This is a genomic window from Rhizobium sp. YS-1r, from assembly GCF_000757525.1.
GTDB lineage: Bacteria > Pseudomonadota > Alphaproteobacteria > Rhizobiales > Rhizobiaceae > Neorhizobium > Neorhizobium petrolearium.
The window spans coordinates 1-26,512 of record NZ_JPYQ01000025.1 but is presented as its reverse complement, the minus strand read 5'-3'; the positions used below and the strand labels follow the sequence as shown (position 1 = coordinate 26,512).

26 protein-coding genes are annotated in these 26,512 nt (G+C 60.9%); 11 read left to right on the top strand and 15 right to left on the bottom strand.

Going from position 1 to position 26,512, the window contains the following annotated elements; genetic code table 11:
- Positions 1–22: 22 nt before the first annotated feature.
- The 3 genes from JL39_RS18565 to JL39_RS18555 form a co-directional block, all read right to left on the bottom strand.
- Entirely contained in the window at positions 23–487 is a 465-nt protein-coding gene (locus JL39_RS18565) for a serine kinase (RefSeq protein WP_037153934.1), read from the bottom strand.
- On the bottom strand, positions 484–2,247 hold the full coding sequence (locus tag JL39_RS18560; protein ID WP_037154355.1) for a sensor histidine kinase: 1,764 nt from the start codon (positions 2,245–2,247) through the stop codon (positions 484–486). Before JL39_RS18560 ends, JL39_RS18565 begins: the two co-directional genes overlap by 4 nt.
- Before the next feature lie 95 nt (positions 2,248–2,342).
- A complete protein-coding gene (locus JL39_RS18555) occupies positions 2,343–3,065 on the bottom strand; it encodes a response regulator transcription factor (protein WP_152601181.1) in 723 nt (240 codons plus the stop codon).
- Between the two features lie 328 nt (positions 3,066–3,393).
- Between JL39_RS18555 and JL39_RS18550 the strand changes: the two genes are divergently transcribed.
- The 3 genes from JL39_RS18550 to JL39_RS18540 all read left to right on the top strand — a co-directional run bounded on the left by JL39_RS18550 (position 3,394) and on the right by JL39_RS18540 (position 6,153).
- Complete coding sequence (locus JL39_RS18550; protein ID WP_037153929.1) at positions 3,394–5,004, top strand: phosphoenolpyruvate carboxykinase; 1,611 nt, start codon at positions 3,394–3,396, stop codon at positions 5,002–5,004.
- A gap of 101 nt (positions 5,005–5,105) precedes the next feature.
- Entirely contained in the window at positions 5,106–5,540 is a 435-nt protein-coding gene (arfB, locus tag JL39_RS18545) for an alternative ribosome rescue aminoacyl-tRNA hydrolase ArfB (protein WP_037153927.1), read from the top strand.
- 1 nt (position 5,541) lies between these two features.
- On the top strand, positions 5,542–6,153 hold the full coding sequence (locus tag JL39_RS18540) for an alpha-ketoglutarate-dependent dioxygenase AlkB (RefSeq protein ID WP_037153925.1): 612 nt from the start codon (positions 5,542–5,544) through the stop codon (positions 6,151–6,153).
- A 32-nt stretch (positions 6,154–6,185) separates the two neighbouring features.
- Here JL39_RS18540 and coaA read toward each other — a convergent pair whose 3' ends face one another.
- From coaA to hisB, 7 genes are all read right to left on the bottom strand, one after another.
- Positions 6,186–7,178 carry a type I pantothenate kinase gene (gene coaA / locus JL39_RS18535; protein WP_037153922.1) on the bottom strand — a complete coding sequence of 331 codons (993 nt, stop codon included), beginning with the start codon at positions 7,176–7,178 and terminating at the stop codon, positions 6,186–6,188.
- Positions 7,175–7,498 (bottom strand): phosphoribosyl-ATP diphosphatase, encoded by a 324-nt coding sequence (locus JL39_RS18530; RefSeq protein WP_037153920.1) that lies wholly within the window; start codon positions 7,496–7,498, stop codon positions 7,175–7,177. Before JL39_RS18530 ends, coaA begins: the two co-directional genes overlap by 4 nt.
- A gap of 14 nt (positions 7,499–7,512) precedes the next feature.
- Positions 7,513–8,289: an imidazole glycerol phosphate synthase subunit HisF gene (gene hisF / locus JL39_RS18525; protein ID WP_037153917.1), complete on the bottom strand. Its 777-nt coding sequence runs from the start codon at positions 8,287–8,289 to the stop codon at positions 7,513–7,515.
- Positions 8,290–8,392: 103 nt separating this feature from the next.
- On the bottom strand, positions 8,393–9,136 hold the full coding sequence (gene hisA / locus JL39_RS18520; protein ID WP_037153915.1) for a 1-(5-phosphoribosyl)-5-[(5-phosphoribosylamino)methylideneamino]imidazole-4-carboxamide isomerase: 744 nt from the start codon (positions 9,134–9,136) through the stop codon (positions 8,393–8,395).
- Positions 9,137–9,168: 32 nt separating this feature from the next.
- Complete coding sequence (gene hisH, locus JL39_RS18515; protein ID WP_037153913.1) at positions 9,169–9,819, bottom strand: imidazole glycerol phosphate synthase subunit HisH; 651 nt, start codon at positions 9,817–9,819, stop codon at positions 9,169–9,171.
- Positions 9,819–10,301 carry a DUF2628 domain-containing protein gene (locus JL39_RS18510; protein WP_152601180.1) on the bottom strand — a complete coding sequence of 161 codons (483 nt, stop codon included), beginning with the start codon at positions 10,299–10,301 and terminating at the stop codon, positions 9,819–9,821. The genes hisH and JL39_RS18510 overlap by 1 nt, the downstream gene beginning before the upstream one ends.
- A 20-nt stretch (positions 10,302–10,321) precedes the next feature.
- Positions 10,322–10,930 (bottom strand): imidazoleglycerol-phosphate dehydratase HisB, encoded by a 609-nt coding sequence (hisB, locus tag JL39_RS18505; RefSeq protein WP_037153912.1) that lies wholly within the window; start codon positions 10,928–10,930, stop codon positions 10,322–10,324.
- 205 nt (positions 10,931–11,135) lie between these two features.
- Here hisB and hslV point away from each other — a divergent pair, with 205 nt between their 5' ends.
- The 7 genes from hslV (at position 11,136) to JL39_RS18470 (ending at position 19,389) form a co-directional block, all read left to right on the top strand.
- Complete coding sequence (gene hslV, locus JL39_RS18500) at positions 11,136–11,663, top strand: ATP-dependent protease subunit HslV (RefSeq protein ID WP_037153910.1); 528 nt, start codon at positions 11,136–11,138, stop codon at positions 11,661–11,663.
- Positions 11,656–12,174, top strand: a complete 519-nt coding sequence (locus JL39_RS18495; RefSeq protein WP_037153908.1) for a GNAT family N-acetyltransferase — start codon at positions 11,656–11,658, stop codon at positions 12,172–12,174. The genes hslV and JL39_RS18495 overlap by 8 nt, the downstream gene beginning before the upstream one ends.
- Entirely contained in the window at positions 12,171–13,478 is a 1,308-nt protein-coding gene (gene hslU, locus JL39_RS18490) for an ATP-dependent protease ATPase subunit HslU (RefSeq protein WP_037153907.1), read from the top strand. The genes JL39_RS18495 and hslU overlap by 4 nt, the downstream gene beginning before the upstream one ends.
- A 271-nt stretch (positions 13,479–13,749) precedes the next feature.
- Positions 13,750–14,625: a DUF1402 family protein gene (locus JL39_RS18485; RefSeq protein ID WP_244446921.1), complete on the top strand. Its 876-nt coding sequence runs from the start codon at positions 13,750–13,752 to the stop codon at positions 14,623–14,625.
- A gap of 75 nt (positions 14,626–14,700) precedes the next feature.
- Positions 14,701–16,095, top strand: a complete 1,395-nt coding sequence (locus tag JL39_RS18480) for a cytochrome P450 (RefSeq protein ID WP_037153903.1) — start codon at positions 14,701–14,703, stop codon at positions 16,093–16,095.
- A gap of 77 nt (positions 16,096–16,172) precedes the next feature.
- On the top strand, positions 16,173–17,105 hold the full coding sequence (locus JL39_RS18475; protein ID WP_052182995.1) for a LysR family transcriptional regulator: 933 nt from the start codon (positions 16,173–16,175) through the stop codon (positions 17,103–17,105).
- Positions 17,106–17,217: 112 nt separating this feature from the next.
- Positions 17,218–19,389, top strand: a complete 2,172-nt coding sequence (locus JL39_RS18470) for a malate synthase G (protein ID WP_037153900.1) — start codon at positions 17,218–17,220, stop codon at positions 19,387–19,389.
- A 74-nt stretch (positions 19,390–19,463) separates the two neighbouring features.
- Here JL39_RS18470 and JL39_RS18465 read toward each other — a convergent pair whose 3' ends face one another.
- Positions 19,464–20,129: a L,D-transpeptidase gene (locus JL39_RS18465; RefSeq protein ID WP_037154347.1), complete on the bottom strand. Its 666-nt coding sequence runs from the start codon at positions 20,127–20,129 to the stop codon at positions 19,464–19,466.
- 178 nt (positions 20,130–20,307) lie between these two features.
- Here JL39_RS18465 and JL39_RS18460 point away from each other — a divergent pair, with 178 nt between their 5' ends.
- Entirely contained in the window at positions 20,308–20,796 is a 489-nt protein-coding gene (locus tag JL39_RS18460; RefSeq protein ID WP_037153898.1) for an MmcB family DNA repair protein, read from the top strand.
- Here JL39_RS18460 and JL39_RS18455 read toward each other — a convergent pair whose 3' ends face one another.
- From JL39_RS18455 to JL39_RS18440, 4 genes are all read right to left on the bottom strand, one after another.
- Positions 20,797–21,363 carry an ActR/PrrA/RegA family redox response regulator transcription factor gene (locus JL39_RS18455; protein WP_052182979.1) on the bottom strand — a complete coding sequence of 189 codons (567 nt, stop codon included), beginning with the start codon at positions 21,361–21,363 and terminating at the stop codon, positions 20,797–20,799.
- Positions 21,364–21,446: 83 nt separating this feature from the next.
- Positions 21,447–22,760 (bottom strand): ActS/PrrB/RegB family redox-sensitive histidine kinase, encoded by a 1,314-nt coding sequence (locus JL39_RS18450; protein WP_052182994.1) that lies wholly within the window; start codon positions 22,758–22,760, stop codon positions 21,447–21,449.
- Between the two features lie 87 nt (positions 22,761–22,847).
- Positions 22,848–25,334: an ATP-dependent helicase HrpB gene (gene hrpB, locus JL39_RS18445; RefSeq protein WP_037153897.1), complete on the bottom strand. Its 2,487-nt coding sequence runs from the start codon at positions 25,332–25,334 to the stop codon at positions 22,848–22,850.
- Complete coding sequence (locus JL39_RS18440) at positions 25,334–26,287, bottom strand: ornithine cyclodeaminase family protein (protein ID WP_037153896.1); 954 nt, start codon at positions 26,285–26,287, stop codon at positions 25,334–25,336. The genes hrpB and JL39_RS18440 overlap by 1 nt, the downstream gene beginning before the upstream one ends.
- Positions 26,288–26,512 lie beyond the last annotated feature (225 nt).

Genomic DNA, 26,512 nt, shown 5'->3' with positions numbered 1-26,512 from the left:
TCAAAAACAGGCTTCCGGATGATCAAAATGGCATTTCGCCGTGAAGTCCGGGCGAGAACGCTGCAAGAATCGCCAGAGGATCAGGCGCTCCCTGCCATATTCGCACCAGCGGAAGTTCACCCAGGCCGGCGATGGCAAAACGCTCGTTTTCGGGTGGAAGCCGGTCGCTTTCCGATAGCGCGACCACCTTGATGGCGACATCCAGCGCTGCTGCTGGAAGGCTTTCGACACGAGCGATGCCGCTGCCGCGCAACTCGATCAAACCGGCGATCGTCTCCGGCCTCGTGGCGACAAGGTAATCCCCATACCGCGAGACAAGCACCTGATCGTCGGCCACCAGGGCCGCAAAAGCGGCCTGTCTTTTGGCGGCAGCGATACAGGCAAAGGCAAGCATGGATTTGCCGCTGCCGGAAGCTCCGGTAAGCAGAATGCCCCTGGTGCCGATGACGATGGCAGTGGCGTGGATGTTGACCGGCCGGGGCCTCATTGGGTTTCGCCGGCCGGCAGCGACAGGATGAACCGGGCTCCCGTCAGGGCGCCGGTCTTGGGGTTTTGCAGATTTTCCGCCTTCAGCGTTCCGCCGTGAGCCTCGGCGATCTGCCGGCTGATCGACAGGCCAAGCCCGGAATTCTGGCCAAAACTCTCACCATCCGGCCGGTCGGTATAGAAGCGCTCGAAGATACGGTCGATATCTTCCGCCTGGATGCCGGGGCCGTTGTCTTCGACGGTCACCGTCACATGGTCCCTGACGCGCGAAAGGCGAATTGAAACGCGGCCGCTCTTCTCCGGAACGAAGGAACGGGCATTCTCGATGAGATTGGTAATGATCTGGCCAAGGCGAAGGTCATGGCCATTGACGAGGAAGGCCGACTTGTTGCCTCCCTTGTTGTCGACGACGAAATCAATCTCCACCGGTTTGCGGCCGGTGCGGATCTGGCGGGAGATATTGACAAGATTGCCGAGCAGGATCTCCATATTAACCGGTGAGGAAACGGAGCGGGCAAGCTCTGCATCGAGCCGGGAGGCATCGGAAATATCGCTGATCAGTCGGTCGAGGCGACGCACGTCGTGAAAGATGATCTCGGTCAGCCGCTGTTTTGATTCGTCCGATTTGGCGAGCGGCAGGGTTTCGACGGCGCTCCTGAGCGAGGTCAGCGGATTCTTGAGTTCATGGCTGACATCTGCCGCGAAACTCTCGATCGCATCGATCCGGTCGTAGAGGGCGTTGGTCATGTCGCGCAATGCAATGGAAAGATTGCCGATCTCGTCCTGGCGGTAGGCGAAGTCGGGGATTTCCTCGCGCTGCTTGGCGCCGCGCCGCACGCGTATTGCCGCCGCCGAAAGGCGGCGCAGCGGGTTGGCGATGGTCGAGGAAAGCAATAGCGAAAGCAGGATGTTGACCAGCGTCGCCACGCCGAAGACACGCATGATCGCCAGCCGTTCCGCATGCACGATCTTGTCGATGTCGCCGGCTTGGGTCGACAAGAGCAGCACGCCGAGCACGGCGCGGAAGCGCTGAATCGGTACCGCGACAGAAACGATCAACTCGCCGCGCTCCGTAACGCGCACCAGGGCGCCGCGCACCCCGGTCAATGCGTTCATGACCTCCGGATAGATCGAGCCGTCGCCGCCCGGCGCTTCCTTGTAGACCGGCAGATTGCCAGGCTGTAGAAGGCGATTGAAGAGCCCCGCGAACCAGTCGCTCCAGGTTTGCGATTCATCCTCCACCGGCGGTAGGTCGAAACGCAGAACCTGGCCGCGCGAATAAAGGTGGCGGGAATCAAGAAGCAGGTTGGCATCGGCATCGAAGATGCGGGCGCGGGTTCGAGTGGGCGAGATCAGACGGCGCAGGACCGGGGCCACGCGTTCTGGATCGATCGGGAAATCGAGATCCTCGTCGTTCGGCACCGGCGTGATGCTCTGCCCGGCCTGAAGTTCCAGGAGCTTCTGCGGATCGATGGTAATCGAATTGGTGTCGACCGAGGCGGATGCGGAAATCGCGCCCGCGATGATCTCGCCTTGAGTGAGAAGGCTTTCGACGCGAGCGTCGATCAATCCTTCGCGGAACTGGTTGAGGTAAAGGATGCCGGCGACGAGAACCACCGTCGCCGCAATGTTGAAGAACAGGATGCGGCGCGTGAGGCTCGAAAAGACCGCGTGACCGAAGACCCGGCGAATGAGCGTGAACGGTCGCGACCAGAACCGCCGCGGCGCACGACGTGTCTCGACCTTCTCTATTCCGGCCATCTCGCTGTCGAATGTCTGATCTGCCACTGCAGTCCTTCCACCGGATCAGTTTATCCCTGATCCGGCCGTGGCCTCAAGTTAAGCTTTAGCAAGCATTATGCCGCCTCGCGGAAGCGATAACCAACGCCGTAGAGCGTTTCGATCATGTCGAAATCGGTATCGACCATCTTGAACTTCTTGCGCAGCCGCTTGATGTGACTGTCGATGGTGCGGTCGTCCACATAGACCTGCTCGTCATAGGCGGCATCCATCAGGGCGTCGCGGCTTTTGACCACGCCCGGCCGCTGGGCCAGCGAGTGCAGGATCAGGAATTCGGTCACTGTCAGGGTAACCGGTTCGCCCTTCCAGGTGCAGGTATGGCGTTCCTGATCCATCAGAAGCTGACCGCGTTCCAGTGTACGTGCCGCCTGCTGGTCTGACGCGGTTCTTACGCCGCCGACCGCCTGGACGTCCCGATTGCCCGCCCGGCGCAGAATGGCTTTCACCCGCTCCACAAGCAGCCGCTGCGAGAAAGGCTTGGTGATGAAATCATCCGCGCCCATCTTGAGTCCGAACAGCTCATCGATCTCCTCATCCTTGGAGGTGAGGAAGATCACCGGCACGTCGGACTTCTGCCGCAGCCGGCGCAACAGCTCCATTCCGTCCATACGCGGCATCTTGATATCGAAAATTGCCAATTGCGGCGGACGGGCGATCAGCCCGTCAAGCGCGGAGGCGCCGTCCGTATAGGTTTCGACCTTATATCCTTCCGCTTCCAGTGCGATCGACACCGAAGTCAGGATATTGCGGTCGTCATCTACGAGCGCGATTGTTTGCATGCTCTCCGTCTCCGTGACCATTTATGCGCATCTCCTGGAATCAGCCCAGCCCAGGCGGCATCCGCCGACGCGCTTCTTGAGTATAAAGGTGGAACAAATTGTGGCAAAGTAAAAGAGGTGGCTTACAGTCGCGGTATTTCGCCTCGTCATTTGGAGTCGTGAAGAACGAGAATTAAAACGAGCCGTAAAACGATTTAAAGAGGAATAAAATTTTTTAAATCGATTAATTAATTGATATTGCTAAACAATTTAAAAGATCCCTCTTGCCCTTTTGGAAATCCCTCCCTAATTTCGCGCCACATTCAACAGCAACAGAAGGAAAGCGCGTATGGAGGAGTTCGGACTCTATAATCCCGCCAATGGGATAGCGACTCTTGGTTTTCATGATGTGTCGCGCGTCAACTACAACTTCTCCGAGACAGAGCTTTACGAAGAAGCCATCCGCCGCGAAGAAGCCGATCTCACTGCCGATGGGGCCTTGAGGGCGGTCACCGGCCAGCACACCGGCCGTTCCCCCAAGGACAAGTTCATCGTTCGCGACGGCAATACCGAGGACGTCATCTGGTGGGACAACAACAAGCCGATGTCCCCCGAGCGCTTCGAAGTCCTCTACAGGGATATGTTGGCCCATGCGGCGGGAAGGTCCCTGTTCGTCCAGGATCTCATCGGCGGCGCCGACCCGGACAACGCGCTTCCCACCCGCGTCGTGACCGAGCTGGCCTGGCACGCCCTGTTCATCCGCAACCTTCTCATCCGCCCGAGCCGCGCGTCTCTCGAGACCTTCGCCCAAAAGCTGACCATCATCAACATGCCGAGCTTCAAGGCTGATCCGGCCCGTCACGGTTGTCGCACGGAGACCGTCATCGCCTGCGATCTGACGAAAGGCATCGTCCTGATCGGCGGCACGTCCTATGCAGGCGAGAACAAGAAGTCCGTCTTCACGGTCTTGAATTACCTTCTGCCGGCCAAGCATGTCATGCCGATGCACTGCTCGGCAAATGTCGGTCCGGCAGGCGATTCCGCCGTTTTCTTCGGGCTTTCGGGGACCGGCAAGACGACCCTTTCGGCCGATCCGAGCCGTACCCTGATCGGCGACGACGAACATGGCTGGGGCGAAACCGGCATCTTCAATTTCGAAGGCGGCTGCTACGCCAAGGCCATCAAGCTGTCGGCCGAAGCAGAACCGGAAATCTATGCCGCGACCCGTCGTTTCGGTACCGTTCTGGAAAACGTCGTGCTTGACGAAAACCGTATTCCGGATTTCGACGATGTCTCTCTGACGGAGAATACGCGCAGCGCCTATCCGCTGCATTTCATTCCGAATGCGTCGGCGACCGGTATCGCGCCGCACCCGAAGACGATCATCATGTTGACCGCCGATGCGTTCGGCGTCATGCCGCCGATCGCCAGGCTGACGCCGGAACAGGCCATGTACCACTTCCTCTCCGGCTACACCGCCAAGGTCGCCGGCACGGAAAAGGGCGTGACCGAGCCGGAAGCCACTTTCTCGACCTGCTTCGGCGCTCCGTTCATGCCGCGTCATCCGGCCGAATACGGCAACCTGCTGCGTGATCTCATCGATCGCCACGGCGTCGATTGCTGGCTGGTCAATACCGGCTGGACCGGCGGCGCCTATGGCGTCGGACGGCGCATGCCGATCAAGGCGACGCGCGCGCTGCTGACGGCCGCGCTGAACGGCAGCCTCAAGAATGCCGAGTTCCGCATCGACCCGAATTTCGGCTTCGCCGTGCCGGTCGCGGTCGAAGGGGTGGAGCAGGGGATCCTCGACCCGCGCTCGACCTGGGCCGACGGCGTCGCCTATGATGCGCAGGCAGGCAAGCTGGTTTCAATGTTCGTCTCGAACTTTGAGAAGTTCGAGGATCATGTCGACAGCAAGGTGCGCAACGCCGCTCCGGGCATGCTTGCCGCAGCCGAATAAATTCGCGGATTGATTCACGTGGAACCGCCGGCTGAAAGCCGGCGGTTTTCTTTTTGCCGGCTTTATGGGAAACATGCGGCCAACACGGTAGACGGACGACCATGGCCAGCAATCCCCTTGTCATCAACACTCGTATCACCATCGCCGGATGGGAACTGACCGAGCAGTTCGTGCTGGCGGGCGGGCCGGGCGGCCAGAACGTCAACAAGGTCTCGACCGCGGTCCAGCTCTTCTTCGATATCGCCAATTCGCCCTCCCTGCCCGAGCGGGTAAAGACGAATGCCGTCAGGCTCGCGGGAAAACGGGTGTCGAAGGAGGGCGTCCTGATGATAGAGGCGAACCGCTTCCGCAGCCAGGAGCGCAACCGCGAGGAGGCGCGCGAGAGGCTGAAGGAGCTGATCCTCGAAGCAGCGAAACCGCCACCGCCGCCGCGCAAGGCGACAAAGCCGACAAAGGGTTCGATAGAGCGCAGGCTGAAGGAGAAATCCGGCCGCTCCGAGGTGAAGAAGATGCGCGGCCGCCCGACGGGAGATTGACGTGTCGACGCTGCTCAATGGCATCCGGCATCTGCCGGGCTATCTCGACCGTGCAGATCAGGAGCACCTGGTCGAGCTCATCCGCGGCGTAGTGGCGGAAGCCCCGCTCTATGTGCCGGAAATGCCGGGCACCGGCAAGCCGATGTCGGTGCGGATGACCAATTGCGGCCCGCTCGGTTGGGTGACGGATAGGGAAAGAGGCTATCGCTATCAGCCCTTTCATCCGGCGACGGGCAAACCCTGGCCCGCCATGCCACAGGAATTGCTGGGCCTGTGGGAGAAGCTTGCCGGTTATCCGAAGCTGCCGGAGGCCTGCCTCATCAACTTCTACTCCGACGATGCGAAAATGGGGCTGCATCAGGACAGGGACGAGACCGATCTCGAAGCACCCGTTCTTTCCGTCTCGCTCGGCAATAGCTGCCTTTTCCGCGTCGGCGGCCTGAATCGTAAGGACAAGACGGGCTCCTTCCGGCTTTCAAGCGGCGACGTCGTCATATTGGGTGGCGAAGGGCGTCTTGCCTTTCACGGCGTCGATCGCATCTATCCGGGCACATCGATGCTTCTGAATAACGGTGGCCGCATCAACCTGACGCTTCGCCGGGTCAACAGTTGAGGTTTGAATGCCGATAGCCGGCGATCGACCGCCTATAATTTTCTGAGCGAAACCGTCTCCACGAGATGATTGCGGCCCTTGCGCAGGACGAGGTCGGCGCGCGGCCTGGTGGGGACAATGTTCTGCCGCAGGTTCTTCAGGTTGATGTTCTCCCACAGGCTTTCCGCCACGGCGCGTGCTGCATCCGCGTCGATCGCCGCATATTTCTTGAAGTAGGAGGTTGGGTCGCGGAACGCGGTCTGGCGCAGCTTCATGAACCGCTGGACGTACCAGTTGTGAATCTGCTCCTCGTCGGCATCGATATAGATCGAGAAATCGAAGAAATCCGAGACGATCGGCACGATCTTGCCGTCCGCCGGCAGGGCCCTAGATTGCAGGACGTTGATGCCTTCGAAGATCAGGATGTCCGGCCGGTCGACCAGTGTGTATTCGTTCGGCAGCACGTCGTAGGTCAGATGCGAATAGCGGGGCGCCTTGACGTTCGGCTCGCCTGCCTTGATGGCCGATAGGAAGCGCAGGATGGCGCCGACATCATAGCTTTCCGGAAACCCCTTGCGGTCCATCATGTGCTCGCGTTCGAGCACGGCATTCGGATAGAGAAAGCCGTCGGTGGTGATGAGATCGACCTTCGGGCTCGAGGGCCAGCGGGCAAGCAACTCCTTCAGAATACGCGCGGTCGTCGACTTGCCGACGGCTACCGACCCGGCGATCCCGATAATGAAAGGTGTCTTGGTGACATCGGAAAGGCTCAGGAACCGGTTCCGCTGCTGGAAGAGGAGCTGGGAGGCCTCCACATGTGAGGAAAGCAGGCGCGAGAGCGAAAGATAGATTCGCCGCACCTCGTCGAGATCGATCGGATCGTCCAGCGACCGCAGCCGGGTCACCTCGTCGGCAGTGAGCGTCAAGGGCGTATCGGCGCGAAACTTCGCCCATTCTTCTGCCGTGAAGTGATGGTAGGGCGAATAATATTCCGCATAGGCCGAACCGGCGTCGGGCAGTTCGGCAGGTTGTGGTACGAGATTCATGGTGTCTGCCGGCCCGCCTTTTCCTGAAGGCCGGATTGGCCGGTCCTCCGCTGAAGTTCATCCATGACATCCTGTAGCGGGATGCCGGCAATATTCAATACGACCATAAGATGATAGAGCAGATCGGCGCTTTCGGACACCAGATCCGTTCGGTCTTGCGCCAATGCGGCAATGACCGTCTCGACCGCCTCTTCGCCGAGCTTCTTCGCCGCCTTCGTCTGCCCGGCCGCGACGAGCTTGGCCGTCCAGGACTCGTCCGGCGAGGCCTTGGCTCTGGCAGCGACGATCCGCTCCAGGTCACTCAGGGAAAACTCACTCACACTGTTCCTCCCGGTCAGTCGAGCCGCATGGCGATGCCATGTTCCGACATATAGTGTTTCGCCTGGCCGACCGTATAGGTGCCGAAGTGGAAAATCGAGGCGGCGAGAACGGCCGTCGCGTGACCCTCCCTGATACCCGCGACCATGTCGTCCAGCGTGCCGACACCGCCCGACGCGATCACCGGGGCCCGAATGCTGTCCGCCACGGCTCGGGTCAAGGCCACGTCATATCCGGCCTTGGTACCGTCGCGGTCCATGGATGTGAGCAGGATTTCGCCGGCACCGAGATCGACGACTTTCCTCGCGAATTCCACGACGTCGATACCGGTCGGCTGCCGACCGCCATGGGTAAAGACTTCCCAGCGATCGGTCTCGCCTTCGCCTGAAACCTTCTTGGCGTCGATGGCGACGACGATGCACTGATTGCCGAACTTGTCGGCCGCTTCCGCCACGAATTCCGGGTTCTTCACGGCCGCCGTATTGATGGACACCTTGTCGGCCCCGGCAAGCAGCAGCTTGCGGATATCGGCAATGCCTCGCACGCCGCCGCCGACGGTGAGCGGCATGAAGCAGTGTTCGGCGGTACGGGCGACGACGTCGAAGATCGTTTCGCGATTGTCGGATGAGGCGGTGATGTCGAGGAAGCAGAGTTCGTCGGCACCGGCTGCGTCATAGGCCTTTGCCGCTTCGACGGGGTCACCGGCATCGATCAGGTCAACGAAGTTGACACCCTTGACGACGCGACCGTCCTTGACATCCAGGCAGGGGATAACGCGGGCTTTGAGGGTCATAGGGCGGCCGCCTTTCTTGTTTGCGTGTCCTCGCCGCTGCGCGGCTGCGGGCAACGCGGGCGGTCCTTGACGTCCAGGCAGGGAATGACACGGGTTTTGAGGGTCATGCTGCACGTCCCTGTCCAGCGCGGATCAGCGCCAATGCTTCCTTCGGGTCGATCCGGCCGTCATAGAGCGCGCGGCCGGAGATCGCGCCTTCGAGCCGTGCCGCATCCGGCTCCAGCATGCGGTGGATGTCATCGAGCGAGGCGAGCCCGCCGGATGCGATGACCGGAATCGAGACTGCATTCGCAAGCTCCAGCGTCGAGGCCCAATTGATGCCGGTCAGAACGCCGTCGCGGTCGATATCGGTATAGATGATCGCCGAGACGCCGGCTCCCTCGAACTTCTTGGCAAGCTCGATGACGCCAAGCTCGGAGGCTTCCGCCCAGCCCTCGACCGCGACCTTGCCGCCCTTGGCATCGATGCCGACGGCGACCTTGCCGGGGAATTTTTTGCAGGCTTCGACGACAAGGGCCGGATCGCGGACAGCCACGGTGCCGAGGATGACGCGGGTGAGCCCGCGCGAAAGCCAGGATTCGATATGGTCGAGCGTGCGGATGCCGCCGCCGAGCTGGACGGGGTTTTTCGTGGCTTTCAGGATGGCATCGACGGCCGCACCGTTGACGCTCTCGCCAGCGAATGCGCCGTTGAGGTCCACCACATGCAGCCATTCGAAGCCCTGGTCTTCGAAGGCCTTCGCCTGCGAGGCGGGATCAGGATTGTAGACGGTCGCCTGCGCCATGTCGCCGAGCTTGAGGCGCACGCACTGGCCGTCCTTGAGGTCGATTGCGGGAAATAGGATCACTTTACTTCAAATCCTTGATGATCCGCGGGAGCTCAAGGCTTCCAGCGCAGGAAATTGGCGATCAGAGCGAGGCCCAGCGTCTGGCTCTTTTCCGGGTGAAACTGGGAGCCCGCCATGTTGTTGCGCCCGACAAAGGCGGTCACCGACCCGCCGTAGGCGGTGGTGGCGATCACGTCTTGTCGGTGTTTTGCAGCCAGGGGATAGGAATGCACGAAATAAGCGTGCAGACCATCGGGACCCGTCGGAATGCCCTCGAAGAGCGGGTGGGGATGGATGACGTCGAGCGTATTCCAGCCGATCTGCGGGATCTTCAGGCTGGAATCATTCGGCGTCATTTCCACGACATCGCCCTCGATCCAGCCGAAACCCTCCGTGATCGTCTTTTCGAGCCCGCGCGACGACATGAGCTGCATGCCGACGCAGATGCCGAGGAAGGGACGGCCCTTATGCTCGACGACCTCGATGATTGCTTCCCGCATGCCTGGAACGGCATCGAGGCCGGCGCGGCAATCGGCATAGGCGCCGACGCCCGGCAGCACGATCCGGTCGGCGGTGGCGACGGCATCCGCCTTGTCGGTGAGGTCGATGACGGCGTCGATGCCGGATTCGCGGGCGGCCCGCTCGAAGGCCTTGGTGGCCGACCTGAGATTGCCGGACCCGTAGTCGATGATTGCGACGCGCATCAGCGTCCTCCTTGATAGTCGAAAAGGCCAAAATCTGGCCCTCGCCAGCCGGCGACGGGCGGCTTCGCTTGTTTCGCCCACTCGGCCGAGGCCGGCAGTTGTTTCTCTTCGGGTTGCGGCAGGCCGGAAAAATAGATTTCCTCAGCCGACTGAATATCGGGTGCGGCAATGACCGTTTCCAGCGTCCATCTGCTGCGGATCAGGACTTCGGAGCGATAATGTCGACCTTCGAGCGCGATCAGCAGGCTGAAGGCAAAACCCGCGAGGAAACCGGCCGTGCCGAATCCCGGGATATCCATCAGGAGCCCGATACCGATTTGCGTCAGCAGGGCTGCAATGCCTGCGATCCAGAGCCGGTTCCAGAACAGCCAGAGCCACGGAAAGAAGAACGCGAGCCAGGAAAACCCGTCCTGCATAACGAGCGTGGAACGATGATCTCTGTCAGGCCCACCGGGAGGTGTCAGAACGAGGTAGCTTCTCAAGGAGGTTCTCCCAGAAGCGGCTAGACCAGCATGCCCTTGGTCGAAGGAACGCGATTGGCCTGCCGCGGATCGATTTCGGTTGCCGCGCGAAGCGTACGCGCCACGGCTTTAAAGCAGGTCTCTGCGATATGATGGTTGTTGGCGCCGTAATGGTTGAGCACATGCAGGGTAATGCCGGCGTTCTGGGCGAAGGCCTGGAAGAATTCACGCACCAGTTCGGTGTCGAACGTGCCGATCTTCGGCGCGCTGAAGGAAACGTTCCAGACGAGGAAAGGCCGGCCGGAGACGTCGATCGCCGCCTTGGTCATGGTTTCGTCCATGGCAAGATCGAGCGAGGCGTAACGAGCGATGCCGCGACGGTCGCCGAGCGCCTTGGAAATTGCCTGGCCGAGTGCAATGCCGGTATCCTCCACCGTGTGGTGGTCGTCGATGTGGAGATCGCCCTTCACATCGATATTCATGTCGATGAGCGAGTGCCGCGAAAGCTGGTCCAGCATATGGTCGAAGAAGCCGACGCCCGTGGAAATCTTCGCGGCGCCGGTACCGTCGAGATTGACGGAAACGGAAACGGAAGTTTCGTTGGTTTTGCGGGAAATGCTTCCCGAGCGCGCGACGGGTGTTTCGCCCATAAGGGTATGCTCCATGCTGGGGGCCAGGTTCCGGCCCCTGATCAGGGCTCCTTATCAGGCTGCCCGGCAAATATCCAGCAAAAGCAGGACATTTTGCCCAGCGGGCTGTCAGGAGATTGCATTCGGCTAAGCCCCACTTACATAGGGTTCAACGAGGCGGTTTCGAGCCTCCAACAATGCCCCGGTGGGGCCAGACAGGTGCTGAATGACAACGATTATTACTGTGCGGAAGGGCGGCAAGGTCATCATGGCTGGCGACGGCCAGGTGAGCCTTGGCCAGACCGTGATGAAGGGCAACGCGCGCAAGGTGCGCCGTATCGGCAAGGGCGAGGTGATCGCCGGTTTTGCCGGCGCGACGGCCGATGCCTTCACGCTGCTCGATCGGCTTGAAAAGAAACTCGAACAATATCCGGGCCAGCTCATGCGCGCGGCCGTGGAGCTCGCCAAGGACTGGCGCACGGACAAGTATCTGCGCAACCTCGAAGCCATGATGCTCGTCGCTGACAAGTCGACGACATTGGCCGTCACCGGCAACGGCGATGTGCTGGAACCCGAGCATGGCGTGACGGCAATCGGCTCCGGCGGCAATTTCGCCTATGCCGCAGCCCGCGCCATGATGGACACGGACAAGTCGGCCGAGGAAATTGCAAGGCAGGCTCTCGATATTGCAGCCGATATCTGCGTTTATACCAACCACAACATCGTCATCGAAACGTTGGACGCCGATGGCTGACGGCCCGCCTCGCTACCAATTTCGCGATGTTGCCTGTGAGGACTTTCCCTTGCTCGCAAAATGGCTCGCCGAGCCGCATATCGCGAAATGGTGGGGCGAGGTTGATGAGGAGCTGGCGAGCATCGAAGAGTCGATGACGAGCGTCGAAACCCGGCCGATGATCGTGGAGTGGGAAGGAAAGCCGATCGCTTATCTCCAATACTATGATCCGCATCTTGAAGAGGGCCATCCCTATCAGGACCAGCCGAAGGGAACGCTTGGAATTGATATCTCGATCGGCAGTCCGGAACTCGTCGGCAAAGGCCATGGCAGCGCCATCATCCGCCAGTTTGCGGCCGAACTCCTCGCCGGCGGCGCGATAAGGATCGTCATCGATCCCGATCCAGAAAACGTCGCGGCGATCCGCGCTTACGAGAAGGCCGGTTTCCGCTACATCGACACCAGGACTTCCATCTACGGTCCGGCCTATTTCATGGCGTTGGACGCACCAGAAGAAACGGATTTGAAATGACTACTTTTTCACCCAGGGAAATCGTCTCGGAGCTCGACCGCTACATCATCGGCCAGCATGAGGCGAAACGCGCCGTGGCGATTGCGCTCCGTAACCGCTGGCGCCGCCAGCAACTCGACGAGAGCCTGCGCGACGAAGTGATGCCGAAGAACATCCTGATGATCGGCCCGACCGGCGTCGGCAAGACGGAAATTTCCCGTCGTCTGGCAAAGCTCGCCGGGGCGCCCTTCATCAAGGTCGAGGCGACCAAGTTCACCGAGGTCGGCTATGTCGGCCGCGATGTTGAGCAGATCGTCCGCGATCTCGTCGAGGTCGGCATCGGCCTCGTGCGTGAGAAGAAACGCGCCGAGGTGCAGGCGAAGGCGCACATGAGCGCCGAGGAACGCGTGCTCGACGCGCTGGTCGGCTCGACCGCATCGCCGGCGACCCGCGAAAGCTTCCGCAAGAAACTCAGGAACGGCGAGATGGACGACAAGGAGATCGAGATCGAAGTCGCCGATACCGGTTCGGGCATGCCCGGCTTCGAGATTCCCGGCATGCCCGGCGCCAATATTGGCGTGCTGAACCTGTCGGAAATGTTCGGCAAGGCGCTCGGCGGCCGCACCAAGAAGGTCCGCACCACGGTTTCGAAGTCCTATTCCGAGCTCATCCGCGATGAATCGGACAAGCTGATCGATAACGAGGTCATCCAGCGCGAGGCCGTGCGTGCAGTCGAGAACGATGGCATCGTCTTTCTGGATGAGATCGACAAGATCGCCGCCCGCGACGGCGGGCTCGGCGCCGGCGTTTCCCGCGAAGGCGTGCAGCGGGACCTGCTGCCGCTCGTCGAAGGCACGACGGTTTCGACCAAGTATGGGCCGGTGAAGACCGATCACATCCTTTTCATCGCTTCGGGCGCCTTCCATGTCGCCAAGCCCTCGGATCTCCTGCCGGAGCTTCAGGGCCGCCTGCCGATCCGCGTCGAGCTGAAACCGCTGACGAAAGAGGACTTCCGTCGTATCCTGACGGAAACCGAAGCAAGCCTCATCCGCCAGTACAAGGCGCTGATGGGTACCGAGGAGCTGGCGCTCGATTTCACCGAGGATGCGATCGACGCGCTGGCGGATGTTGCGGTTCACCTCAATTCTTCGGTCGAGAACATCGGCGCGCGCCGCCTGCAGACCGTGATGGAAAGGGTGCTGGACGAGATTTCGTTCAATGCGCCGGATCGTGGCGGTTCGTCCGTCATGATCGATGCAGAATATGTGCGCAGGCACGTGGGCGATCTGGCTGCCGACACGGACCTGTCGCGCTATATTCTCTAAGCAGGACAACGTGGCAGCCGGGCAACGTCCGGCTGCCATATGTCGGCTTCTGACGGGATTTTGAACATCCGCGTCTCGACGGTTGCTTATGCTTCACGTAAGGGACACGCGTTTTCATGGTGGCCGCCTCTTGAGAGTTGAGTCGGCTGGAATAGCTTTCAGCATCCGGCGCCGTAGACCGGCGCAGACAAAGTCCTGGGACAAGCAAATCTTGAAACGCATACTCCTGGCATTCCTCCTCGTCACGGCCACATTCGCGGCTCCCTCCGCGTTGGCGGGGGGACTCGTCGTGGTGCCGGAGGGTAACCGTCATGTGGAACAGCCAAAGGTTCCAGGCGCTTCGATGCGCCGCACGCGTGCCGGCAAAACGACATTCGACGAAAAATACGAGAAGATTCGCGATCTGCTTGCAACCGACCGGAAGCTGATCGCCAAGATCAAGGCGACAGCCGCCGCCTATGGTATCGACCCGATCCATATGATCGGCGCGATCGTCGGCGAGCATACCTACAATGTCGATGCCTATGATCGGTTGCAGACCTATTACGTCAAGGCGGCCGCCTATGCCGGAAACAACTTCCGGTTCGGTTACGGAGACGAGTCCATCGAGGACTTTCTCGGCCGGCCGGAATTCGGCCAGTGCAGCGGTTACTCCGACTCCTACAAGCTCTGGACCTGCCGCGAGAACATCTGGGAAAAGAATTTCAGGGGCCGAATAGTAGGCGGCAAGTCTTATCCGGACAATCGCTTCAGCGCCGTATTCTTCCAGCCCTTTTATGCGGGCCAGACATTCGGCCTCGGCCAGATCAATCCGCTGACGGCGCTGATGTTCTCGGACACGGTGGCAAGGATTTCAGGCTATCCCAAGCTCGACGAGAACAAGGCCGCGGATGTCTATGACGCGATCATGGATCCCGACAGGTCGCTTGCCTATATGGCCGCCAATATCCGCCGGGCGATTGACGATTACAAAACGATCGCGGGCGTGGATATCTCTCGCAATCCCGGCATTACGGCGACGCTCTATAATACAGGCGATTCAGCGGGGCGTGCCGCAGCACTCAAGGCGAGGGGCGGCCTGCCGGAGGAGAATTATTACGGCTGGCTCGTCAACGACAAGCTTTCGGAGTTGAGATCCCTTCTTTAGGGTCCCGGCTCCGGTTGAAATCCTGCCTGCGAAGCCTGATATTCCCTACGTAGGAACCCCCGAGGAGGGCCGTCGATGGACATGCGCCCCGAACCCTTCGTCCCGCCGGCCCCGATGCCGAGGACCGTTCCGCCGACACGCCTTCAGATCATATGGACAGTCATGCACAACCCGCTTGAACTGTGGGGCCGGCCTTCCTTCACGCTTCCCTGGATCGAAACGAAATTCTTCAAGGAACGGACGCTGATCGTCAACGATCCGGGCCTGATCCGCCATGTGCTGGTGGACAATGCGGCCAATTACGAGATGTCGGAGATTCGCCAGCTCATCCTCAGGCCGATCCTGCGCGATGGCCTGCTGACGGCGGAAGGGCCGGTATGGAAGCGGTCCCGCAAGGCGATGGCACCGGTTTTCACGCCGAAGCATGCGAGAGGTTTTGCCGGGCAGATGCTGGCGAAGGCGGAGGAATATGCCGCCAGATATGCGGATGCGGGACCGGACGGCAAGATCTTCGACATATCGGTCGACATGACCGAGTTGACGTTCGCCATCCTCTCGGAGACGCTTTTCTCCGGCGAGATCGTCACGGCGAGCGAGAGTTTTTCCGACGATGTCGACCGGTTGCTGCATCGCATGGGCCGTGTGGACCCCATGGATCTCCTGCGTGCCCCGCCCTGGGTGCCGCGGTTGACGCGTATCGGCGGCAGCCGGGTACTCGGCAAGTTCCGCAAAATTGTCGCGGATACGATGGCCTTGCGACGGCAACGGATGGCCGCGAACCCAGATGATACGCCGCAGGATTTCCTGACCCTGCTGCTCCAGCTCGAAGGCCCCGACGGCCTGACGCCGGACGAGATAGAGGATAATATTCTCACCTTCATCGGCGCCGGCCACGAGACGACCGCGCGGGCGCTCGCCTGGACGCTTTATTGCGTGGCGCAATCGCCGCATGTGCGCGAGCGCATGGAGGAGGAGATCGACCATGTTCTGGCAACCGGTGCCGAACCGGTGGAGTGGCTCGACCTGATGCCCTGGACACGGGCGGCCTTCGAGGAAGCGCTCAGGCTTTACCCCCCAGCGCCGTCGATCAATCGCGCCGCGATCGCCGATGACCATTGGGTCAGCCCGAGCGGCGAGACGGTCAGGATCGATGCCGGCGTCACCGTGCTGGTCATGCCCTGGACGCTGCATCGCCACGAACTCTACTGGGAAAAGCCGCGGGCTTTCATGCCGGAGCGTTTCCTACCCGAAAACCGCGGCGCGATCGGCCGCTTTCAATATCTGCCGTTTGGCGCGGGCCCACGCATTTGCATCGGTGCGACCTTTGCCATGCAGGAGGCGGTGATCGCACTTGCAGTGCTGATGCATCGCTATCGATTCGACGTCACGCCGGAAACGAAAGTCTGGCCGGTGCAGAAGCTGACGACGCAGCCCCGCGACGGCATACCGATGCGGGTCAGTCTGCGTTAAGGCGGGAGCCTGGAGTTTATTTGCGATTTGGCTATAATAGCTAGGCAGTTATTCCAGTAAGGAACAAATTCTCCGTGATCACCAATCTCGGCGACTTGGAAATCTTCATCAAGGTCGCAGTCACTGGAAATATGTCGGCCGCCGCAAGAAGCCTGGGTATTTCCCCGGCCGTGGTCTCCAAGCGCATCAAACGGCTGGAAGAGCAGCTCGGAACGCGTCTCTTGCAGCGCACGACGCGCCAGATCGGTTTGACGGACGCCGGCAGGGGATTTTACGACCGGGTTGCGAATGTCCTGACCGGCATCGAGGAGGCGGAGCAGTTCGTCTCGGGAAAATCGACTGAAATCGTGGGAACTCTGCGCATCTCCGCTCCGACATCCTTCGGGCGATTGCACATTGCGCCGCATCTTACGACATTCATGCGGGCGCATCCGCTTCTCTCGATCGAACTGATGCTGTCGGACGACTTCACCGACATTATTGCCGAAGGCTATGACGTGGCGATCCGTATATCCGAGCTGAAGGATTCGAGCCTCGTCGCACGAAAATTGGTTCAGGTTCGACGGATCCTCTGTGCATCGCCGTCCTACATCGACCGTTTCGGCATCCCGGAGAAGATAGAAGACCTGGCGAACCATCATTGTCTGGCTCCGCATAACGGCGAACCCTGGAGGCTGGAAGGACCCAGGGGCCCCTTTGTCTATCGTCCCGCGGGAAGGCTGAAGACCAATTCGAGCGAGGTGGTTCGCGAAGCGGTGATAGCAGGTCTTGGTATAGCGTTGAGATCGACCTGGGATATCGGCAACGAGCTGAAGGAGGGACGCCTAGTGAGAGTGATGCCGGAATATGAAGGCTCAAGGAATGTGTCGGTTTCGGCCGTTTATCCGAGCCGGCAACATCTTCCCCCAAAGATCCGGGTATTTATCGAATATCTCGTCGAACTATATGGATCGGTACCTTATTGGGAGCGGCATGGCCAAACCTCCAGCGAAGCTTGGCAAGATTATTGATCAGCGCTGGGATTGTTTCCAATATTGCACAAGTCATTTGAAATTTATGCCATTGCAATTTCCTTCGGCGCAAATGAGACTCATCCGCATATCGTGGAGTTCGGAGGAGCCGATGGCTCGCGTTCAGAAAAATGGTCTCGCAATCGACGAGAAGCTTTATGATTTCCTGGTGAAGGAAGCGCTACCGGGCACCGGCGTGGGTGCCGACCGGTTCTTTTCCGAATTTTCGAAGATCGTTCATGATCTTGCGCCCAGGAACCGCCAACTGCTCGCCAAGCGCGATGCCTTTCAGGGAAAGCTCGATGACTGGTACCGCCGGAACGGCGCGCCGACCGATCTTTCGGCCTACGAGGTTTTCCTGCGCGAGATCGGTTATCTCCTGCCGGAAGGGCCGGACTTCAGGATTTCCACAGAGAATGTCGACCCGGAGATCGCCGAGATCGCCGGGCCGCAGCTCGTCGTGCCGGTCATGAATGCCCGTTACGCCCTGAACGCCGCCAATGCCCGCTGGGGTTCGCTTTACGACGCACTCTACGGCACGGATGTCATTCCTGAGATGTATGGGGCGGAAAAGGGCAAGGGCTACAATCCCGTCCGCGGCGCCAAGGTCATCGCCTGGGCCCGCGATTTTCTCGATCAATCGGCGCCCTTCACCGGCGCAAGCTGGACTGAGGTGACCTCCTTCACTGTCACCGGCGGTAAGCTGACGGCTGCCGCCCAAGACGGCAAGACCGTAAGTCTTGCCGACCTGAAGCAGTTTGCCGGCTATCTTGGCGAACCGGCTTCACCCACGCACCTGCTGCTCACGAAGAACGGCCTGCATATCGAGATCCTGATCGACGCGACGACCCCGATCGGCAAGGCCGATCCGGCGAAGATCTCCGATGTGTGGCTGGAATCGGCGATCACCACGATCATGGACTGCGAGGATTCCGTTGCCGCCGTCGATGCCGAGGACAAGGTCGTCGCCTATGGCAATTGGCTCGGCCTGATGAAGGGGGATCTCACCGAGGAAGTTGCCAAGGGTGGCAAGACATTCATCCGCCGCCTCAATCCGGATACGGACTACAAGGCGCCGGATGGCTCGAATTTTGCCCTGAAGCGCCGATCGCTGATGCTTGTCCGCAACGTCGGGCACCTGATGACCAACCCGGCGGTGCTGGACAGCGACGGCAACGAGGTGCCGGAAGGCATCATGGATGCCATGGTAACCGCGCTGATCGCCATTCACGACATCGGCCCGAATGGTCGCCGGCAGAACTCCCGGACCGGCTCCATGTATGTGGTGAAGCCGAAGATGCACGGGCCGGAGGAAGTTGCCTTCGCCTGCGAAATCTTCTCGCGTGTCGAACAGGCGCTCGGCCTGCCGACGAACACCATGAAGATGGGCATCATGGATGAGGAACGCCGCACGACCGTCAATCTTAAGGAATGCATCCGCCAGGCGCGCGAGCGCGTCGTCTTCATCAATACCGGCTTCCTCGACCGCACCGGTGACGAGATCCATACCTCGATGGAGGCCGGTCCGATGATCCGCAAGGGCGATATGAAGCAGGCGGCCTGGATCGGCGCTTACGAGAACTGGAATGTCGATATCGGGCTCGAATGCGGCCTTTCCGGCCACGCGCAGATCGGCAAGGGCATGTGGGCTATGCCGGACATGATGGCGGCGATGCTGGAGCAGAAGATTGCCCATCCGAAGGCCGGCGCCAATACTGCCTGGGTGCCGTCGCCGACCGCCGCCACGCTGCACGCCACGCATTATCACAAGATCGACGTCGCCGCCGTTCAGGCGGGCTTCAAAAGCCGGCCGCGCGCAAAACTCTTCGACATTCTGTCCGTTCCGGTCGCGTCGCGGCCGAACTGGACGCCGGAGGAAATCCAGCGCGAGCTCGACAACAATGCGCAGGGTATTCTGGGTTATGTTGTGCGCTGGATCGACCAGGGTGTCGGTTGCTCCAAGGTGCCGGACATCAACAATGTGGCGCTGATGGAAGATCGCGCGACGCTGCGCATCTCGTCCCAGCACATGGCCAACTGGCTCCACCACAAGCTGGTGAGCAAGGAGCAGATCGTCGAGACCATGAAGCGCATGGCTGCCGTCGTCGATGGCCAGAACGCCGACGATCCGCTCTACGTGCCGATGGCCAGGGATTTCGACGGCTCGGTTGCCTTTCAGGCGGCGCTCGATCTGGTCTTGAAAGGCCGCGAACAGCCGAACGGTTACACGGAGCCGGTCCTGCACCGCCGCCGGCTGGAACTGAAAGCCAAACTCGCCGGGTGACCGGTAGACAGATCACAAAAACAAAGGCCGCCGTGAGAAATCTCGGCGGCCTTTCTGTTCTTGCCGATATCAGGTTACTGAATCACGACGACCTTGGTGTTGCGGCCCGGGCGGACGCGGCTGTAGAGGTCGATGATGTCCTGGTTCATCAGGCGGATGCAGCCGGACGAGGCTGCGGTGCCGATAGAGGCCCACTCCGGCGTGCCGTGGAGGCGGAAGAGCGTGTCCTGGCCTTTTTCGTTGAAGAGATACATGGCGCGGGCACCAAGCGGGTTGCCGAGGCCCGGCCCCATGCCGTCTTCGACATACTTGGCGACGTCCGGACGGCGGGCGGCCATTTCTTTCGGCGGGTGCCAGTTCGGCCATTCCTGCTTCCAGGCAACGTAGGCTGTGCCCGACCACGCAAAGCCCTGCTTGCCGACGCCGATACCGTAACGCACCGCCCGGCCGTTCGGCAGGATATAGTAAAGAAAGCGCTCCCGCGTGTTGACGATGATCGTGCCCGGCCGTTCGGTGGTGGAATAGCTGACGATCTGCCGATGGAATTTCTTGTCCACACGGCTGATCGGGATCGCCGGCAAGGTATAACCGGCGTCTTTTATCGAACCGTAGGAATCGGTGAAGATCTGCGAGGTCGTGACGGTTGCGACCTCGGTACCGCCGGAAGTCGTCGTGGAGCATCCGGCCAAGGCGGCAGTTGCCAACAGGCCGAATGCGAGCATGCTGTTGCGAAAGCGCATGGAAATCTCTTGGAAGAAACGAATCGATTGCGACAGGTGTGCGAGCACCTTTGATGACGGGTTATTTTCGATTACATTGCACTTGGCAAGCCGCTGCAGCGCACCAGAAGAGAGCCGGCGCACAAATAAAAATGCCATTGCGTTTTTGCAACATTTACCGGCAGCGGCACGGGAAACCATGACTATACTCAACGTTGTCAGCAACAATCCGCTCATCGATGGGCGCCAGTCCGCGCGCGCCATGATGGTGCGCAAGGGCGTGCAGATCCTGCTGCATGACATGCGGCATGCACTTATTCCGGAACTCGTGCTGACAAGCGGAAGACGCGCCGATCTCGTCACGATCTCCGAAAAGGGCGAGATCTGGATCATCGAGATCAAGACTTCGGTCGAGGATTTTCGCGTCGACCGCAAATGGCCCGAATACCGCGCCTATTGCGACCGGCTGTTCTTTGCCACCCATAAGGATGTGCCGCTTGAGATCTTCCCGGAAGATTGCGGCCTTTTCCTTTCCGACGGCTATGGCGGGCATCTGTTGCGCGACGCCCCGGAGCACAAGCTACCGCCTGCGACCCGCAAGGCGATGACGCTGAACTTTTCCCGGACCGCCGCCCAGCGCCTGATGCTGGCAGAATGGGCGAACGGCAAGAGCTTTGACGAGCTGTGATTATTTCGGCGCGCGCTTCGCAAGAATGCGCTGCAGCGTCCGGCGGTGCATGTTGAGCCGGCGAGCCGTCTCGGAGACATTGCGTTCGCACATCTCGTAGACCCGCTGGATATGTTCCCAGCGCACGCGATCGGCCGACATGGGGTTTTCCGGCACGTCCGCCTTTTCGCCCGGCCGCTGGGTGAGCGCATTGAAGATGTCGTCCGCATCCGCCGGCTTGGAGAGGTAATCGACCGCGCCGAGCTTCACGGCCGTAACGGCGGTGGCGATGTTGCCGTAACCGGTCAGCACGATCGCCTTGGTATCCTCGCGGTTCTGGCGGATCGCCTCGATCACGTCGAGCCCGTTGCCATCGCCGAGACGAAGGTCGACGACCGCATATTTGGGCGGGCGGGCTTTCGACTTGGCGATCCCCTCGGCCACCGATTCTGCTGTGTCCACCACGAAGCCGCGGCTTTCCATGGCGCGCGCCAGCCGGCGCAGGAACGGGCCGTCGTCATCGACGATCAACAGCGAAGGATCGGGGCCGAGCTCGTGGTCAGTGGTCTTTTCCAGATGCGTATCCATGTGTTCGTTTCTCCGCGGCTTTCGGTTTTTGCGAAGGCCCGCCTTTCCTTTTCATTATGTCCCGTCGGGCCACCATCGCAAAGTCATTTCGAATCTCGTACTTCCATCACCGAACGCGGCCATTCGATATGGATGTGGGCACCCGCTTCACCGTTATCGCGGTTGCCGAAGTGGATCGATGCGCCGGACCTTTCGAGCAGCGTCTTGGCGATGAAAAGGCCGAGCCCGAGCCCGCCCGCCCGTTCGTCCTCCCTGGGTCTCTTCGTCATATAGGGTTCGCCGATCCGCGAAAGAATATCCGGCGCATAACCCTGGCCATCGTCTTCGATGGTGATCGCCACCCATTCCGCATTGTGCTCGACCATCACCGTTACCTTGCTCTTGGCGTAGTCGACGGCGTTTTCGATGAGGTTGCCAAGGCCGTAGATGATGCCGGCGTTGCGGTTGCCGACCGGCTCCGCCGTTCGGTCACCCTTCTCGATGAGTTCGATCGCTATGCCGAACTGCCGGTGCGGCGCCACGACTTCCTCGATCATCGAGGAGAGCGGCAGACGGCGCATATGCTCTTCGTTCTCGGCCGAGAGCGAGGTGAGCCGCCGAAGGATATCGCGGCAGCGCTCGCTCTGGCTTCGCAAGAGCTGCACGTCTTCACGGAAGCGGTCGTCGTCGGAAAGCTCGCGCTCCATTTCCTTGGCGACGACGCTGATCGTGGCGAGCGGCGTGCCGAGTTCGTGGGCGGCCGCGGCCGCAAGTCCGTCGAGCTGCGAAAGATGTTTTTCCCGCTCCAGAACCAGTTCCGTTGCCGCAAGCGCGTCCGCAAGCAGGGTCGCTTCGTGGCTGACGCGATAGGCGTAGAAAGCCGCGAACATCATCATCGAGGCGATCGCGCACCAGACGCCGAGCTGCATGATCGGCTGGATGCGCAATTCTTCTCCCGGATACCAGGGAACAGCATAGGGCGAGAAAGCAAGCACAGTTGTGCAGACGAGAGCGAAGACGATCAGTACGAGTGAATGGCGTAGCGGTTGGGACGCAAAGGCGATGATGACCGGAACGCAGATCAGCGGTGCAAAGGGATTGGCAAGCCCTCCGGTGATGAACAGCAGTGCCGCCATCTGCAGCAGGTCGAAACTGAGCAGGGCGAGCGCCGATTTCGGCCCGAGCCGGTAAGTGGTCGGAAACCAGACCGAAAGCATGAGATTGGCGGCGGCAAGCGCGCCGACCAGGACGGCGGCTTCCCGCAGCGGAAGCGGAAACCTGAGTAGCAGTCCGACGACGAGAACGGTGATCGTCTGGCCCGCGACGGCAAGCCAGCGCAGCCGCACCAATGTCTGAAGCCGGATGCGGCGGCTCGAAGGGCTGAATTGCGCAGAACGCAGCGATGGATTGTCAGCGATCACAAATTTGTCTCTTGCTGCCGCGGCCATTCATGATTGAGCCGGCTTCATAAACCGGCTGGACTTCCGGTCGCAGGCGGCATTCTGTCACGTCCCGCGCGGTTTGGCACGCGTCGTCGGAAGCGCTTCGGCAGGATCCTCCGGCCAGGGATGCCTGGGATAACGCCCGCGCATCTCGGCCCGCACGTCCTTCCAGGAGCCGGTCCAGAAGCCCGGCAGGTCGCGGGTCGTCTGGATCGGCCGATGCGCCGGCGAGGTCAGTTCGAGAAGCAGCGGCAGCTTGCCTCCCGCCACCGACGGATGTTTCTTCAATCCGAACAATTCCTGCACACGAATGGAAAGCGTTGGTTCCTCGGCGTCGTAGCGGATCGGATGCCGCTGGCCGGTAGGCGCTTCGAAATGCGTCGGCGCCAGCCTGTTGAGATCCGGCGCCACCGAAGGAGGGATCAGCGACCGCAGCCCTTCCGAAAGACTGCCGGGCTCGATGGAATCGAGACCCGAAGTATTTCCCTGGAACGGCACGAACCAATCGTCGAGCCTGGTGAGCAGCGCTTCATCGCTGACATCCGGCCAGGGTTCGCCGAGCGATCGGCGCAGGAAACCGATCCTTTCTCGCAATTGCATTCCATCCTTGGAGAATGGCAGAGCCTGGAGCCCAAGTTCACGCACGCCCTCCGCCAGGGCTTTTGCCGCCTGTTCACCGGCAGGCCGGGGTAGCGGCTTTTCTTCGAAAATGATGGCGCCGAGGCGCCTTACCTTGCGGGCGCGGACCTGGCGGCTTGTCCGGTCGAAGAAACATTCATCCTTCTGCTGGATCGCCCCGGCAAGTTCCGCCTCTACGTCTGCGCGGCTGATTTCCGCCGCAGCAAGAATTCTTGCCTGTGCCGCCCGGCCGGTAAGGTCTGCTATGACCAGCATTTGTGATGCGGCAAGCCGCTCGGTCTCCGGCAGTTCAGCTCCGCGGCCGTTTGCCATGACGAAGCGTCCCCGCCCGCCGCGCTGTAGCGCGATCCGGTCGGGATATGCATGCACCAGGAGCCGGCCTGCGGTCACCGGCTCGCTGGACTGTGACGTCTTCGGCAGGTTGGAGGCGATTCGCTCGGCAAGCCTGCGGGCCGATTCGGCACGGTCGCCGCGTTCGTTGCGAAACCGGCGCAGCCGCTCATCGAGATCGATGTCGCTGCCGCCGAGGCCCTGTTCGGTCAGAAGAACGGCAAGCAGGCAGGCCTCCCGGCCAAAGCCCTCTTCATTTGCGAAGATCGCCATCGCCGAAAGGCGGGGCGGAAGCGCAAGCTCCCGCATAAGCCGGCCGTGTTCAGTAAGGCTACCCTGGGGATCGAGCGCGCCGAGCTGCGTGAGCAGACCCCTTGCTTCGCTGAAAGCCGGTCCAGGCGGCGGATCCAGAAAGGCAAGCGTCTTCGGATCCTGCACGCCCCAATGGGCAAGGTCGAGCGCCAGGCCGGAAAGATCGCTGGCGAGGATCTGCGGCGGGGTGAAGGGTTGAAGCGCCGCCGTCTGCCCCGGATGCCAGAGTCGGACGGCGATGCCCGGTTCGGTACGGCCGGCGCGGCCCGCCCGCTGGTCGGCCGATGCGCGCGAGACCCGCACCGTCTCCAGCCGCGTGATCCCCGTCGCCGGCTCGAAGACCGGCAGGCGTTGCAAGCCGCTGTCGACGACGATCCGCACGCCGTCGATGGTGATCGATGTCTCGGCGATCGACGTGGCAAGCACGATCTTGCGCTGCCCGGTCGGCGCCGGCTTGATTGCCAGATCCTGCTCCTTCTGGGAAAGATTGCCGTAAAGCGGCACGATCACGGTTTCAGGTGCGAACTTGCCCTCCAGCCGTTCCGCCGTCCTGAGGATCTCCGCCTGTCCCGGCAGGAAGGCGAGGATGGAACCGGTTTCGTTCGCATGTGCTTCGACGATGGCGCGCGTCACGGAGTCCTCGATCCGTTCGTTCGGTGCCCGGTCTCGATGCCGGATATCGACCGGAAAGCTCCGCCCTTCGCTCTTGATCACCGGCGGATCATCCAGCAGGCCCGCGACCCGATCGACATCGAGCGTCGCCGACATGACGAGAACACGCAGGTCGTCGCGCAACGCGGACTGCACGTCGAGTGCGAGCGCCAGGCCGAAATCCGCATCGAGCGACCGCTCGTGAAATTCATCGAAGATCACCGCGGAAATGCCGGTGAGCTCCGGATCGTCGAGGATCATCCTGGCAAAGACCCCCTCGGTCACCACTTCGATCCGGGTTCTGGCTGAAATCCGATTGTCGAGCCGCATCCGGTAACCGATCCTTTCGCCGACGGTCTCGCCGATGAGGGACGCCATCCGCGAGGCTGCCGCTCGTGCTGCCAGCCGCCGCGGTTCCAGCAGGATGATCCTGCCCGAACACCAGTCCTGATCGAGTAGCGCGAGCGGCACCAGCGTTGTCTTGCCGGCGCCCGGCGGAGCGGAGAGCACCGCCCGCGTGCCACGGGCCAGGGCCTCGGTGACTTCCCAGAGAACGTCGGTGATCGGCAGTTTCGGCAGGTTTCCGGCGATCGGTCCAGCCTTATAGGAAACAGCCATCAGCCGGATACCTGTCCGGAGGCATGCTGATAGGCGAGAATAGCACCGGCGAGATCCTCGAGCGCCGCGCCGACCGACTTGAAAAGCGTGATCTCGTCGACTCTGGTTCGGCCTGGATGCTTGCCGCGTGCCAATTCGGCAAGCTCGGCTTTTATATCTTCCATTGCCAGGATGCCGCTTGCGAGCGGCTGGACGATATCGCCTCCTTCCTGTGCGGCGCCCGCACGCGTGTCCACGAAGACGAAAGAGCGCCGCACCGCTTCATCATCGCTTTCGCGCATGCTTGGCTTGAAGGCGCCGACAAGATCGAGATGGGTGCCGGGCTTAAGCCACTCGCCGCGAATCAGCGGTTGGCTCGATAGCGTAGCGCAGGAAATGATATCCGCTTGGCAGGCTGCCGCACCAAGATCGTCGACGGCAACCGCGTCGAAGCCGAGTCCCCTTGCTTCCTTGGCCGTCTCTTCTGCTTTTTCGTAGCCGCGTCCCCAGACAAGGAACCGCTTCAGCGGCCGCGTGACCGCATGGGCCTGTATCAGATTGAGCGAGAGGCGGCCCGTGCCGACCATCAGCATCGTCTCGGATTCTTCCCGTGCCAGATACCTTGCGGCAAGCGCTGACGTTGCAGCTGTGCGCCGCGCGGTAAGCTCCCCACCCTCGACGATCGCCAGCATCTCGCCGGTCTTGCCGGAGGAGAGAAGATAACTGCCGATGATCGTCGGAAGCGCGCGCAAATGATTATCGGGAAAGAGGTTGAGAATCTTTACGCCGATATGGTCGCCCGGCACCCAGGCCGGCATGAGCAGCATCACGGCGCTTGCTTCGCCCGGCACTTCCATCTCGTGATGATGACGGACCGGCATTACGCAATTGCTGCGGAACATCCGTTCAATCGCGTCGATCAGCTCCTTAAACGGCAACGCCTTGCGCGTCTCTTCCTCGCTCAATACCAGCATGCTCTTTCTCCGCAGTCAAAATGCTCCTCACCTTAGCAATCGGGAATGAGGCGGGAAAAGCGGTTTTGCGTTGGAAAGAGTGCCTTTTCATTAATCTCCGCCCATTTCCTGCGCTGTTCTGACGGCGATTTCGGGGACGCGAGAGAAAAATGACATTTTTTTAAAAACGCCTGTTGACTTCATCTTGGGTGAGCTTCTATAAGCCGTGTCACTGACGAGGGCGGC

What these genes read in the sequence shown, in the direction of transcription:
- JL39_RS18565 (WP_037153934.1), bottom strand. Translation starts at nt 487, where the DNA reads ATGAGGCCCCGGCCGGTCAACATCCACGCCACTGCCATCGTCATCGGC.
- JL39_RS18560 (WP_037154355.1), bottom strand. Translation starts at nt 2,247, where the DNA reads ATGGCCGGAATAGAGAAGGTCGAGACACGTCGTGCGCCGCGGCGGTTC.
- JL39_RS18555 (WP_152601181.1), bottom strand. Translation starts at nt 3,065, where the DNA reads ATGCAAACAATCGCGCTCGTAGATGACGACCGCAATATCCTGACTTCG.
- JL39_RS18550 (WP_037153929.1), top strand. Translation starts at nt 3,394, where the DNA reads ATGGAGGAGTTCGGACTCTATAATCCCGCCAATGGGATAGCGACTCTT.
- arfB (WP_037153927.1), top strand. Translation starts at nt 5,106, where the DNA reads ATGGCCAGCAATCCCCTTGTCATCAACACTCGTATCACCATCGCCGGA.
- coaA (WP_037153922.1), bottom strand. Translation starts at nt 7,178, where the DNA reads ATGAATCTCGTACCACAACCTGCCGAACTGCCCGACGCCGGTTCGGCC.
- hisF (WP_037153917.1), bottom strand. Translation starts at nt 8,289, where the DNA reads ATGACCCTCAAAGCCCGCGTTATCCCCTGCCTGGATGTCAAGGACGGT.
- hisH (WP_037153913.1), bottom strand. Translation starts at nt 9,819, where the DNA reads ATGCGCGTCGCAATCATCGACTACGGGTCCGGCAATCTCAGGTCGGCC.
- hisB (WP_037153912.1), bottom strand. Translation starts at nt 10,930, where the DNA reads ATGGGCGAAACACCCGTCGCGCGCTCGGGAAGCATTTCCCGCAAAACC.
- hslV (WP_037153910.1), top strand. Translation starts at nt 11,136, where the DNA reads ATGACAACGATTATTACTGTGCGGAAGGGCGGCAAGGTCATCATGGCT.
- JL39_RS18495 (WP_037153908.1), top strand. Translation starts at nt 11,656, where the DNA reads ATGGCTGACGGCCCGCCTCGCTACCAATTTCGCGATGTTGCCTGTGAG.
- hslU (WP_037153907.1), top strand. Translation starts at nt 12,171, where the DNA reads ATGACTACTTTTTCACCCAGGGAAATCGTCTCGGAGCTCGACCGCTAC.
- JL39_RS18480 (WP_037153903.1), top strand. Translation starts at nt 14,701, where the DNA reads ATGGACATGCGCCCCGAACCCTTCGTCCCGCCGGCCCCGATGCCGAGG.
- JL39_RS18470 (WP_037153900.1), top strand. Translation starts at nt 17,218, where the DNA reads ATGGCTCGCGTTCAGAAAAATGGTCTCGCAATCGACGAGAAGCTTTAT.
- JL39_RS18465 (WP_037154347.1), bottom strand. Translation starts at nt 20,129, where the DNA reads ATGCGCTTTCGCAACAGCATGCTCGCATTCGGCCTGTTGGCAACTGCC.
- JL39_RS18460 (WP_037153898.1), top strand. Translation starts at nt 20,308, where the DNA reads ATGACTATACTCAACGTTGTCAGCAACAATCCGCTCATCGATGGGCGC.
- JL39_RS18455 (WP_052182979.1), bottom strand. Translation starts at nt 21,363, where the DNA reads ATGGATACGCATCTGGAAAAGACCACTGACCACGAGCTCGGCCCCGAT.
- hrpB (WP_037153897.1), bottom strand. Translation starts at nt 25,334, where the DNA reads ATGGCTGTTTCCTATAAGGCTGGACCGATCGCCGGAAACCTGCCGAAA.
- JL39_RS18440 (WP_037153896.1), bottom strand. Translation starts at nt 26,287, where the DNA reads ATGCTGGTATTGAGCGAGGAAGAGACGCGCAAGGCGTTGCCGTTTAAG.